A 12,990-nucleotide genomic window follows, 5' to 3' on the forward strand; every position below is an offset into this window, starting at 1 on the left:
TTATATCTACTAACGTCACATTATGTCTGCGATTGGAAAAGCAACCATCATTCTAGTGATAGAGAAAACATCCGTTATTAAGACATTAATTTGATTAGGTGTAATACCAATTTCATGTGAAGTTGCACATATCTTGATCCCCCTAAATCCCCCTTAAAAAGGGGGACTTTGATCAATGTTTTTCCGGTTTCCCCCTTATTAAGGGGGGCTACGGGGGATCGAATTCTATGCAGCTTCATAAAAAATTGGTATAAGATGAAAAAATTAGGCGATCGCTACAACCACCTTGATACAAAAGCTGTGGCATCGCCTCATAATGAAGAAAGATTAAGCAGATTTTCAAAAAACTCTCAATGAGCCAGATTAGCCTAAATTTAGTTGCAATATCTATTTTTCTCATCACCATGTCCAGCCTACTGGGGCCATTCATTCACTTGTCGCCCGCAGTACCAGCGCTTGCTACCTTCACCATCTTAGGCATAGCTACGTTAGATAGTTTTAGCTTGCAAGGCAAGGGTGGTACTATCTTTTTAGATTGGATTGCTGGATTTTCAAATGAACACCGCGATCGCATCGTCCACCACGAAGCAGGGCATTTCTTGGTTGCTTACCTGTTAGGTATTCCCGTTACCGGCTACACCCTCAGCGCTTGGGAAGCCTGGAAACAGGGGCAACCTGGGCAAGGTGGTGTTAGTTTTGATGATGGCGAATTAGCATCTCAACTAGAAGTGGGTAAAATCAGTGCCCAAATGCTAGACCGCTACTGCACTGTTTGGATGGCGGGTATTGCTGCTGAAACCCTAGTTTTTAATAATGCTGAGGGTGGAGGTGATGATAAAAATAAGCTGATAGGAGTCTTGACAATTTTAGGCTTTTCTGAATCAGTTTATCAGCAGAAATTGCGGTTTCATATCCTCCAGGCAAAAACCCTATTGGAAGAAAATTGGTCTAGCTACGAGACTTTAGTTAATGCCATGCGAGAGCGCACTTCGGTAGAAGATTGTCATGCTGAGTTAGGAGTAAGTGGGGAGAAATCAATTAAAAATTAAAAAACTTCTGTCTCCTCTTTCCCAATGCCTACTTTTAAGAAGAAACAACTTTTAAATGTGGAACATGAGATAAATAGTTTGAGGCAATAACCCGATTACGCCCAGCAGTTTTTGCCTGTAGCAAGCATTGATCGGCACGATGCAACAGACTTACTCCTTGATCATCATCCTCAGCTTTCAGAGAGGCTGTACCCAGACTAATGGTGATATTAATTGTCAGTTTATTGCTGAGTGAGAATGGTTTGTCGCTGACTACCCGATTGAGACGACGGGCTACTAATAGTGCCTCCTCATCGGTAGTGTTAGCCAGCAGAATCACAAATTCTTCGCCACCATAGCGAAATGCTGTGTCTTGACAGCGCAGATTGTGTCGCAGACGCTGACATAGTAGCTGCAAAATGCGATCGCCAACTAAATGCCCGTGAGTATCGTTAACTTTCTTGAAATGATCTACATCTAAAATAATCAAACTCAGGGAATTTTTTTGAGTCTTAGCTTTTTTAATTTGCCTGGGTAAGTCCCGTTCTAAAGCACGACGATTATTTAATTCTGTTAACGAGTCAGATAAAGCGATCGCTGATAACATATCATTTGTTTGAATCAAATCTCGGTATTTTTGCGCTTTCCGTAAGCCAACAGTTAATTGAGCAAGTATTAGTCCATGATTGGCACTCAACTCTGCCAAACTATGCTCTGTTTTTTCTTCAATAAGATGCCAAATATAAGCATCGGCTCCTTGCTTTAATGCCGCAGCACTCATCTCCAATTCCCTTTGCCAACCATACTTAGTTCTATCAGTAAGCTGCTGGGAACGATCCTCGAAAAGAATACAGTATATCCAGGATAGTTTTGTCTGGTCTTTCAACCAACTACAAAGTTCTATACTGCCATCCAGGCTAGCCTGCACAAGTATTATATCGGGGGGTGTCATTTGAATCCGCGACACTGCTTGATTGAGATTATCTATAACTTCTACATTAAAAGCAGTCGCACAACGGATCTGATCTGGAAGTGTGGCGATAAAGTTATTTTTTCCAAAGACCAGAATAGAAATATTCATTGCTTTATATTTTGCCCTATTGAAATTTTAAGGAAATTAACTTACTCTTACTGCTTTTCTTGCCTAATACTAAATATGTCGTTTTAAGCAAAGTAATATTTATTTTTATAGGATTTTTAAACGCTGAATCTATATAAGTTTCTAACTTTAATCTCCTATTAAGAGTTTATATTTGCTACTAGACTTTCTGAACTTTTTCCTTCTGCCAACTAATGTCTTCTTTACAGTATGTTTTTAAAACAGTAATAATACTGAATATTGTTCGTACGCATAAAACTATAGTTGTAGTTTTATTAAGTGTTATTTACCTAATGAAATTACCAATATAAATACTTTGTAATAAACGTCACATTAGGCAATTAAATTTCTTTTTAAGTAGAAAAATAAATAAATTATAAAAGCCAAAAGTTTATCATTCTAATGATAAAACTATTTGACATATGACACTTCAGGCTTTTTCTTTAAAAAATCAGCTTTTATTAACTATCAAGCTAGAAGGTGAATTACAAAATAATCTAAATTAAATAGACAGTGAAACTCGCTCCTACTAAGATAAGTAGCTTTCTGACGCTAACAATATCCTATAATTAAAAATTGAACTTAAAGGGTAAAACATTCACAATGTAAGCAAAGTGTCACATGGATGACAATGTGTTAGCAGAATAAAAAACTCAATGTCAAAACCTGCCACTAATGTAGGGAAATCAGTTCGATTCCGCCCGGAGAAAGGACAAAAAGATATAAAAATTTTCTTAGTGTAGCCTAAGATATAAAAATCTAAACTTCTGTCAAAAGCCAGCATCGGATCAATAACCTTCCACAGCGTAATCAGTAGCAAAAATTACTTATTTGATCGACTCTTCAGAAGCTGTGGATTCCACCGTGACAGTTTTACTATTAACATCAACATCCATCTTGGCTTCAAGTTCCATAGGATGGATTCAGTAGTAGTTTTTACACATCCCTTATAAGCAATATTTGATACTTTCACTTTTAGTGCTATTTGTTACCCAAATATAGAAATTTTAAATCATTTCTTAAGAATTAATCTTAAGGATGAAAATGTGATGTCTACGACGGGCTACGGCTACGCACATCCTACAAAGTTAGGTAGTAGTGCAAAAACATCCTAATAACTATATATATGCCAGCGACTGTCGCAATTCGCTGGCAGTAATATGAAACAAAATGCAAGAATATATAAAGCTATTTACGATAAATACACTTACCTAGTGCCGCTACGCCCAAGCCTTAAAGTCTAAAGTTAAAAACACCTATGTCTTCAAATCCCCAGTACCTAAGCGGTAACGAAATTCGCAACATATTTCTCGACTTCTTTGCCCAACGGGAACACCAAATTCTCCCAAGTGCCTCCCTCGTGCCAGAAGACCCAACCGTGCTGCTGACGATCGCGGGGATGCTACCATTTAAGCCGATATTCTTGGGGCAGCGCACACCAGAATTTAAGCGGGCTACGACTTCCCAAAAGTGTATCCGCACCAACGATATCGAAAATGTCGGACGCACCAAACGGCATCACACCTTTTTTGAGATGCTGGGCAATTTCAGCTTTGGTGATTATTTTAAAGAACAAGCGATCGCTTGGGGTTGGGAAATCTCTACACAAGTCTTTGGCTTCTCCCCCCAAAATCTTGTCGTCAGCGTTTTTGAAGATGATGATGAAGCCTTCGGAATTTGGCGCGATCAAATTGGTGTGCCGATAGCGAGAATTAAACGCTTGGGCGAAGACGATAACTTTTGGGTATCTGGCCCGACTGGCCCTTGTGGCCCTTGTTCAGAAATTTATTACGACTTCCACCCAGAACGTGGTGACGAAAATATAGATTTAGAAGACGATTCCCGATTCATCGAGTTTTACAACCTCGTGTTCATGCAATACAACCGGGATGCATCCGGGAATTTAACGCCACTGCAAAATAAGAACATCGACACCGGCATGGGTTTAGAGAGGATGGCGCAAATCCTCCAAAAAGTACCCAATAACTACGAAACTGACCTAATTTTCCCAATTATCCAAACAGCCGCCCAAATTGCTGGCATTGACTACCATAAAAGTGATGAGAAAACCAAAGTTTCTCTAAAAGTGATTGGCGATCACGTTCGTTCTGTTGTACACATGATCGCCGATGAAATTCGCGCTTCCAACGTGGGAAGAGGTTATGTGCTGCGGCGATTAATTCGGCGCGTGGTGCGTCATGGGCGATTAATTGGAATTTCTGGCGAATTTACTACCCAAGTTGCCGAAACTGCGATCGCTCTTTCTGAATCAGCTTACCCCAATGTGCGCCAACGCGAAGCCGCAATTAAAGCTGAACTGCAACGAGAAGAGTCGAATTTTCTCAGAACTTTGGATAGAGGCGAAAAACTGCTAGAAGAAATTATCCAAGAGGTGAAACAGCAAGGGAACACTCAAATTAGCGGTGAAAGCGCATTTACTCTTTATGACACCTACGGATTTCCCCTAGAACTTACTCAAGAAGTTGCCGAAGAAAATAATCTGACAGTCGATGAAGCGGGATTTGATGCCGAAATGCAAAAGCAGGTGGAACGTGCCAAAGCAGCACACGAAACCATCGACTTAACTGTGCAAGGTTCCATCGACAAATTAGCAGAACACATCCAAGTCACCGAGTTTTTAGGCTATACCCAACCGACGGCGACGGCGAAAGTCGAAGCGATTTTGGTTGAAGGCGTTTCCCAAGAGGAAGTAGAAGCAGGAACACAGGTACAAATTATCCTGGACAAAACGCCATTTTATGCTGAATCTGGGGGACAAATCGGCGATCGCGGTTATATCTCTGGTGATGGTATTGTAGTTCAGGTGGAAGACGTGAAGAAAGAATCTGATTTCTTTGTTCACTTTGGACGCATCGAACGCGGGACACTCCGGGTAGGCGATAATGTTACAGCCCAAATTGATCCGGCTTGTCGGCGTCGCGCCCAAGCAAATCATACCGCAACGCACCTGTTGCAAGCGGCTTTGAAAAAAATTGTTGATGATAGCATATCTCAAGCTGGTTCCCTAGTGTCCTTTGACAGGTTGCGCTTTGATTTTAACTGTCCCCGTGCATTAACAGCAGAGGAAGTCCAACAAATTGAAGAACAGGTGAACACTTGGATTGCTGAAGCATATCCTGCAAAAGTGGAAGTATTACCTTTAGCAGAGGCGAAAGCTAGGGGTGCTGTTGCGATGTTCGGCGAAAAATACGGTGATGAAGTGCGCGTGATTGACTTCCCCAACGTATCAATGGAACTATGCGGTGGGACTCATGTGAGTAACACGGCTGAAATTGGCGTATTTAAAATTATTTCTGAAGCTGGTGTGGCTTCAGGGGTGCGGCGGATTGAAGCTGTTTCAGGGCCAGCAATACTGGATTATCTCAACCTTCGGGATAAAGTAGTTAAAGATTTGAGCGATCGCTTTAAAGTTAAACCCGAAGAATTACCAGATAGAATCACAAGTCTGCAAAGCGAACTCAGAACCAGTCAGAAGGAACTAGAAACCTTGAAGGTACAGTTAGCGATCGCAAAATCTGATAGCTTGTTGCAAACAGCCGAAACGGTAGGCGATTCTAAAATCATCGTCGCCCAATTAGAAGATGTTGATCCAGAATCATTAAAAACCGCAGCCGAACGCTTGTTGCAAAAAATCGGTAACGGTGCAGTGGTGCTGGGTTCTGTTCCTGAAGAGGGGAAAGTTAGTATAGTTGCAGCTTTTAGTTCAGAAGTGAACAAAAAAGGTTTGCAAGCTGGTAAATTTGTGGGTGCGATCGCTAAAATCTGCGGTGGAGGTGGCGGTGGAAGACCGAACTTAGCCCAAGCAGGCGGACGGGATGCGAGTAAATTACCAGAAGCGTTGGAACAAGCGGAAAGTGAGTTAAAGTCCGCCTTGGGTTAACACAGAGAGAAGTGTAACGCACCAATTCGAGCGGTGCGTTACGGCTTCGCCTAACACACTCTACATTTTAGGTTATATCAGCCAAATTAAAGAACCCCTCCCTGCCTGCCTCTAAGGTGTACACACAAGTCTGAAATAGCTCCAGTTTTAATTTTTCTCTCGTTGTATGAAATCACCCTGCTTGTAGGGAAGGGGTTGGGGGTTAGGTTTCTATTAAACTCAACTGAAAGCCGTTATAAATTGAGCAATGCCCATTATAAGGTGGAATAGCCGTGAAATGACAGATAAATAAATGCACATCCAATCAAGAGAAATCAACCTGCTCACGCCATCTAGAAAATTACCTCTATACGGCAAGAGAATTTTAGTCACAGCACCGAGAAATTATGCTTATAGGTTATCTGAACAAATCATCAAACAAGGTGGTTTACCTGTTTTCATGCCTACTATCGAAACCTGCTATTTATCAAACTACACTAAGTTAGATACTGCTCTATACCAAATAGGTGAATTTGATTGGATTATCTTCACAAGTAGAAATGGCATCACTGCATTTTTTCACCGGATGAATGATTTAGATATTCCTGTATCTGTGGTACAAAAATGCCAATTATGTGCTTTAGGAAAAGACGCAGAAAGCTTATTATTTTTTTGTGGCAAAGTAGATTTAATTCCTACAGAATCTAGCCCAAGCGGGATTGTAGCTGAATTAGCAAAACTACCGGAAATTGACAACAAAAAAGTGCTGATACCTGCTCTAGAAGTTGTTGGTTTGCCTGAGCCTGATGTTGTACCCAATTTAATTACTGATTTGCAGCAATTAGGCATAGAAGTAACCCGCGTACCCGCATATATTACACAGGGCTTAAACACAAGTATCTACAGTATTGAATTAAACCTGATTCGTCAAGGAAGGATTGATGTAATTGCCTTTAGTAGCACGGCGGAAGTAGAAAGCTTTTTAACAATGGTCAACTCGCAAAACGATTATGAACGCTGTACAATTGCATGTTTTGGCCCTTATACAAGTGCTAATGCGCGAAAGTTGGGTATGAATGTCTCTATAGTGGCTAAGGATTATAGTTCATTTGAGGGATTTGCTGAAGCCATCGCAACATTTTTTTCTCACTGATTTTGATCTGAAGCTTTTGGTATATGTAAACTAGCCCCACTAACCGCTTGAGAATCTGAAACAGTCAACCATAATCAACTCTAGACTAGCAGCACATAAACCCGTAGTATCGAATATGGAGTTTATATGAGTTAGGAATTGTTACATGGCAACTTATAAGGTCACATTACGTACCCCAGACGGCGAACAAGTAATTGACGTTCCTGAAGATGAGTACATTCTAGAGATCGCTAACGAGGAATATGAGCTGGACTTGCCCTATTCCTGTAACGCTGGTTCTTGCTCTACCTGCACCGGTAAACTGATTTCAGGTACAATTGACCAATCAGATCAGAACTTCTTAGACAACGATCAAATGGACGAAGGATGGGTTCTTACTTGCGTTGCCCGTCCCACTTCTGATTGCGTTATCGAAACCCATCAAGAAGAAGCGCTCAATGCTTAACTAAGAAATGTGGATTTAATAAAGAGCAAGTTTTGGAAGGTGCGTTAGAACATTCATCCTAGCGTACCTAAAATCTGAGATGGTGTCGTACTCTCGGCGATAACATACTCTAAAAGATTTAAAATTTTGCACTTTTGTAATAAATCTGTATAGGCTGAGTAATTAACGCTAAAAAGCGCTCTCCTTATGGAGAGCGCTTTTTATTCAGTTTAATAGATAACTAGCAGATATAAAGTTGAAATTAGCCAGATGATGCTAGATTAACTTTGACAACTTTATTCTTTTCTTGTTCAGCTTTGGGTAGCGTCAGGTTCAAGATGCCATCTTTATAATCTGCCGTAACATTGGTATTTTGAATTCGAGCAGATAAAGGAATTATACGTTGGAATTTACCGTAGTGGAATTCGGTTTTGATCAGACCTTTATCTTCAGATTTTGCTTCAGATTTTCGCTCACCACTCAGGTATACAGTATTTTCTGTAACTTGTAAATCTAGGTCTTTAGCTTCAATTCCCGGAAGTTCTACTTTCAGATGAATTGCATCTTCAGTTTCTTTTAACTCAGCAGCAGGAACTCTGGATAAACCTCTATCCAAAAATGCAGGTGACAAAGTATCTTCATCAAATAAGCGATTGATTTGACGTTGTATGGCGTTAAATTCTTGCCACGGATTCAAACGCAAACGTACTAATGTCATATCTCTACCTCGTATAACCACTATTTTTTCTCTCCAATCACTGGAGATTTGATTCCTTGCTTTGTTCTCATAGTATTTAAAAATAAAAGTGGGTTAAATTCGGTTTTTCTCACCTAACTGATGATAATTGCCGAACCAGAAATCCCTTTACTATAAATGTACGGTAACCTAAACTATTGAGGTTCGGTAAATTCGGCAAAAGCAGACTTGAATATAACAATTTTATTTGAAATATCGGTACAAGCATCACTCGCGCCCCTGCTCTTAAAGCTTGCAACGCGTAGCGTACAAGTTTTTAGGAGGTTCACGCGAATAATGATAATAATCCGACTTATTGTACTTTTTGATTTTTACAGAGATAAGATAATGAGAGATTCCTCACAAACTGCTGATAACAAATATGTCAACAAGTTGGATTTACCTTATCGCCGCAATCCTGTTTGAAGTTTCAGGCACAACTTGCATGAAGTTATCACAAGGATTTACTAAAATAGTCCCTTCCATATTCATAGCTGTCTTTTATGTACTTTGTTTTACTTTTTTGACCCTTGCTCTCAAGAAACTTGAAGTGAGCGTGGCTTATTCTGTCTGGGCTGGATTGGGAACTGTCTTAATTGCTATTATTGGTATTATCTGGTTTCGTGAATCTGCCACATTAATGAAGCTCATTTCTATAGCCTTAATAATCATGGGAGTCATTGGCATAAATGCAAGCCAATAAATGAAATATGTATGAATCCAGAAAAGTATTTTGGGATTCTAAAATAAAAGCGTAGATACGCAACAGCTTGTTGTTATATAGCGGTTCTCATTTGAGTGAGGTACAACAACCCCACTCCCAACCCCTCCCCGCAAGTGAGGAGTTTGGACATGATATTAGACATCGCCTCGAATAAAAAATACCTCGTCTATGTTAAAATAGAACAGGTAAATAAACCAAAACTGATCATTCTGCTTGTTGCTGTTGTAGTGAATGCACCAGCAATTTTTATTTTTCTGTGAACAAAGCACAATCAGCAGACTTATCTAAATGCTCTTAAAAGTATAGTTAACCTGGGTAAATATAGCTACAAATACTTGACTTTTAATACTTTAGCAAAGACTATCAAAGTTATACAGCTAAATTAGCAAGTTTTTTATACACTATAAGCGTAAAAAACATTAGTTAATAGTATCAACTTCAGCCAAAATTATTTTGATTTTAACCCAACTTTATTAGTTTAAAATTTATTAAACCCAGCAGAACGACGATAAAGTAACCAGATAAATAGCGGTGAACCTAACAACGCAGTGACGGAACCTACCGGTAATTCTACTGCTCCTAGTCTAGATAGTAAATCTGCAAAAGTAAGCAACCATGCACCTGCAAGGGCGGAAAGTGGCAAAACAAAGCGATGATCTGTACCAACGATGAGGCGGACACCGTGAGGGACAACAAGACCAACAAATCCAATCAAGCCACTGATGCTGACTGCACCTGCGGCTAATAAAGTGGCTACACCACCAATTAATAGGCGCGATCGCGTCAACGAAACCCCTAAACCCACAGCCAAATCATCGCCCAAAGCTAGCACATTTACCGATCGCGCCAGCAAGCATCCCCCTAGCAATGCAACGATGATGTAAGGGCCAGCCGTCGAAATTTCTTGCCAACCCCGTCCGTTAAGGCTACCAACTAACCAACTGAGCGCAATTTGAATTTGACCATCTTCAGCTAAAAGCAACAATGTACTTTGTACAGCACCTAATAAAGAACTCACCGCCACTCCGCCTAAAATCAACCGCTCAACTGAAATTCCTGATCCCGCACGACCGAGCAAAATAACGATCGCTGAAGTTAAAATAGCTCCCATCCACGCTGCTAAAGGAATTGCGATCGGAAATATTTGCCACACAATCATCAGAATCACAATTAATCCCGCACCCGCAGAAATGCCAAGAATAAATGGATCAGCAAGACTATTGCGTAACATTCCTTGTAGTAATGCTCCTGACATCCCCAAAGCTGCGCCGACAATGAGAGCAGCCGTAATGCGCGGGAGACGCAAATCCCAGAGAATTGTCTGTTTAACCGGATCGCCTTCGCGGAGTATGGCTTGCCAAAATTCCGACATACTTAAAGGTACTGCTCCTTGAGAAAGCGATAGCGCTAACGTTATCACCAGTGCTGCACTCAGGAGTAAAGCAGCCCAAAGTACGCGGTGTTCAGTAAAAATTGTCTGAAATGGTCTACTCAAATTCCGGTTTAGTATTTTCATTAACTATAGTCCGTCCCAAACAAAGCTGCATTTACCTTAAACAGCAATTCATCTCAACACTGACCCTACGAGTTCAGTATTGAGATGAATTGGGCGTGAGGACTTTGAGAGATTTTGCCCCCCTTTTAAGGGAATCTAAGATTTTGAAAACACGCCCTAGTACTGCAAGGCAAAAGTCAAAAGTCAAAAGTCAATACAGTGTAGGCGTTTCGTTGATTTGGAATGGTGAGGCAGTCCGGTCTTGGGGGTTCCCCCCATGAGGAACTGCCGAACCCGAAGGGGCTGTTTATTTCCGTCGCGCTGTATTAAACCTGTAATACCTTAAACCACTTATTTAAAACTGTGCTGATGGTTTTCTTTATCTGATGATTACGGCTCCACTTTTGGAATGCCATTTCATACTCTTCGCCTTTGATTTGAAAAGTATTCCAGGCATCCAGCCCTACAGGCAATCCGCAGAATAGTAAAATGTAGAGTGACCAAGAAATTCCGCCACCAGTGATTAAATTTAGCAGTATAAAGAAGCCATTGAAAACTGCATAATTCCCTAGACGCTTTTGAAATCTTCTAATGCGGTAAGCGTCAAAAGCTTTTCGCTGTTGGACTTGACCTTGTTGTAATAGCCAATCGCGCTCTGCTAACTTTAAAGAATCAGGTGAAATTTCTAACTCAGCAGCAATTTCTAATATCTGCTCATAAGAAAATTCTGTGTCTTTGTCGTTAGCTTGACGAGCGATCGCTAATTGCAGAATTTGCTGGACATCTTCTTGGCTATAAGAACGGAGGCTCTTGGGTTCAAATGCCGTCATAATTCTTTCTCTTATATTAGTTTTAATAGAAACTCGCTGCCCGATAAATTTTAAGCAGCTACGCTAGTACTATTTCCATTATCCCTCTTAACATTAGCAAATCTAGATGCTGTTCTGCATTTAATGTATTGGATTTTTAACTTTGAGTAAAACAGTTCATTAATACCAGTTTTCTAAACTCAGCCCGGTAAATATTTTCTCCCACTTCCATAATGATTGCCGTGAGAGTTGCCGTGCTGAGGGTAATCGTACCGGGAAAGTGCCAGTGTTCGTTAGATTTGCCATAATAAAGATTAGGTAAAGCATAGGCAGGAATTCTGGTATCCAGCTTTTCCTAGCACCCCCATACTGATCGCAGCATCTACAATCAATGGCAGATGAGGGCCATGTTGTTCAATTGCCCCTACTGGCTGGATGATCACCACATTTTCTTTATCTGGCATTGGCTGGATATCAGTCCAGGTAAGGTAAGGAAAAAACCGTTTTCGTGGAATGAAACTGTGCATATTACTTAAATTGTGCCATTCATATCTTAGCGGTATTGGACATTAGTCATTAGTAATTAACGCCGTGTGCGACTTTATCTCAAACCTAACCCCCAACCCCTCCCCTACTAGCGTTGGGGAGCAAGAATCAAAGCCTCTCTCCGTTTCGGAGAGAGGTTTGGAGAGGGGTTCCAAGAATAAGTTGCACATCGCGTTAATTAGTCATTAGTTATTTTTCGTCGCCTCCCCACTCCCCACCAAGTATAAAGACTCTCGAAATATCCGAATATGATCAGATGTAGCAGAGCATAATAACGAAGTAACAAGCACTAACTAAACAGTAAAAAGGATGTAAATTCAATGGTTGAAGAAAATGGATCGGTTCGTACCCTATCGGTTGATATTGGCGGTAGTGGCGTTAAAGCTATGGTTTTGGATATTACAGGCAATCCTGTAACGGAAAGGGCGCGTTTAGATACGCCCCAACCTGCAACACCAGAGGTTGTAATTAATGCAATTGTTGTGTTGGCTGCGGCTCAAGGTGAATTTCATCGCGTTTCAGTCGGTTTTCCCGGCGTGGTGCGGTGTGGAGTCACGGAAACAGCGGTAAACCTACATCCAGATTGGATCGGATTTGATTTAGAAACAGCATTATTAAAACACTTAAACAAGCCAGTACGGGTGATTAATGATGCAGATATGCAAGGGTTTGGTGCGATCGCAGGTAAAGGTGTCGAATTGGTGATTACTCTGGGAACAGGGTTTGGTTCAGCTTTATTTGTGGATGGGAAGCTAGTACCGAATATGGAAATGGGGCATCACCCGTTTCGCAAAGGAGAGACTTTCGAGCAGCAGTTAGGGCGTGCAGAGTTAGAAAAAATTGGTGAGAAAAGATGGAATAGGCGTTTAGAAAAGGCGATCGCATCTTTGCAACATCTATTCAATTATGATTACCTTTACATTGGCGGCGGTGAAGCCGTGAAAGTCAATTTCGAGCTACCGTTAAATGTAAAGCTCATCCCTAATATCACTGGTTTATTAGGCGGTATTGCTTTGTGGCGAGATGAAAAAAGATAAAAAGTTCTTCAGCATTCACAACTGAGCGGTACTAAAAGATGTCTAAAGGTGTCCTCTGA

General features: G+C 40.8%; 10 protein-coding genes and 2 pseudogenes. 6 read left to right on the top strand and 6 right to left on the bottom strand.

The genetic code is table 11. The annotated features are described in order from the left end of the window. The first annotated feature begins 353 nt into the window (after window positions 1-353). Window positions 354-1,049, top strand: a complete 696-nt coding sequence (locus tag H6G26_RS06510) for an ATP-dependent Zn protease (protein ID WP_190728475.1) — start codon at window positions 354-356, stop codon at window positions 1,047-1,049. A gap of 34 nt (window positions 1,050-1,083) precedes the next feature. On the opposite strand, the gene H6G26_RS06515 is transcribed toward H6G26_RS06510, so the two are convergent. Together H6G26_RS06515 and H6G26_RS42390 are read right to left on the bottom strand one after the other, a co-directional pair. Next, on the bottom strand, window positions 1,084-2,109 hold the full coding sequence (locus tag H6G26_RS06515) for a diguanylate cyclase (RefSeq protein ID WP_190728476.1): 1,026 nt from the start codon (window positions 2,107-2,109) through the stop codon (window positions 1,084-1,086). A gap of 845 nt (window positions 2,110-2,954) precedes the next feature. Beyond that, a pseudogene (locus H6G26_RS42390) lies at window positions 2,955-3,112 on the bottom strand (copper chaperone). 273 nt (window positions 3,113-3,385) lie between these two features. Here H6G26_RS42390 and alaS point away from each other — a divergent pair. From alaS to H6G26_RS06530, 3 genes are all read left to right on the top strand, one after another. Then, window positions 3,386-6,028: an alanine--tRNA ligase gene (alaS, locus tag H6G26_RS06520; RefSeq protein WP_190728477.1), complete on the top strand. Its 2,643-nt coding sequence runs from the start codon at window positions 3,386-3,388 to the stop codon at window positions 6,026-6,028. Between the two features lie 292 nt (window positions 6,029-6,320). Next, the gene (locus H6G26_RS06525; protein ID WP_190728478.1) at window positions 6,321-7,160 is read left to right on the top strand and encodes a uroporphyrinogen-III synthase; all 840 of its coding nucleotides are present in this window, start codon (window positions 6,321-6,323) and stop codon (window positions 7,158-7,160) included. A gap of 145 nt (window positions 7,161-7,305) precedes the next feature. Then, window positions 7,306-7,605, top strand: a complete 300-nt coding sequence (locus H6G26_RS06530) for a ferredoxin (RefSeq protein WP_190728479.1) — start codon at window positions 7,306-7,308, stop codon at window positions 7,603-7,605. A 241-nt stretch (window positions 7,606-7,846) separates the two neighbouring features. On the opposite strand, the gene H6G26_RS06535 is transcribed toward H6G26_RS06530, so the two are convergent. Continuing rightward, window positions 7,847-8,302, bottom strand: a complete 456-nt coding sequence (locus H6G26_RS06535) for an Hsp20/alpha crystallin family protein (RefSeq protein WP_190728480.1) — start codon at window positions 8,300-8,302, stop codon at window positions 7,847-7,849. 400 nt (window positions 8,303-8,702) lie between these two features. Here H6G26_RS06535 and H6G26_RS06540 point away from each other — a divergent pair, with 400 nt between their 5' ends. Then, window positions 8,703-9,023 (top strand): multidrug efflux SMR transporter, encoded by a 321-nt coding sequence (locus tag H6G26_RS06540; protein ID WP_190728481.1) that lies wholly within the window; start codon window positions 8,703-8,705, stop codon window positions 9,021-9,023. A gap of 499 nt (window positions 9,024-9,522) precedes the next feature. Here the strand turns inward: H6G26_RS06540 and H6G26_RS06545 are convergent, their stop codons facing one another. From H6G26_RS06545 to H6G26_RS06555, 3 genes and pseudogenes are all read right to left on the bottom strand, one after another. Next, window positions 9,523-10,560 (bottom strand): iron ABC transporter permease, encoded by a 1,038-nt coding sequence (locus tag H6G26_RS06545; RefSeq protein WP_190728482.1) that lies wholly within the window; start codon window positions 10,558-10,560, stop codon window positions 9,523-9,525. 305 nt (window positions 10,561-10,865) lie between these two features. Next, window positions 10,866-11,369, bottom strand: coding sequence for a 2TM domain-containing protein (locus H6G26_RS06550; RefSeq protein ID WP_190728483.1), 504 nt, complete (start codon window positions 11,367-11,369; stop codon window positions 10,866-10,868). Between the two features lie 154 nt (window positions 11,370-11,523). Next, window positions 11,524-11,875, bottom strand: a pseudogene (locus H6G26_RS06555) (creatininase family protein); the annotation flags it as partial. Window positions 11,876-12,214: 339 nt separating this feature from the next. Here H6G26_RS06555 and H6G26_RS06560 point away from each other — a divergent pair. Further along, complete coding sequence (locus H6G26_RS06560; RefSeq protein ID WP_190728484.1) at window positions 12,215-12,931, top strand: ROK family protein; 717 nt, start codon at window positions 12,215-12,217, stop codon at window positions 12,929-12,931. The last annotated feature ends 59 nt before the right edge of the window (window positions 12,932-12,990 follow it).

The sequence above is a fragment of the Nostoc sp. FACHB-888 genome, from assembly GCF_014696655.1.
GTDB lineage: Bacteria > Cyanobacteriota > Cyanobacteriia > Cyanobacteriales > Nostocaceae > Nostoc.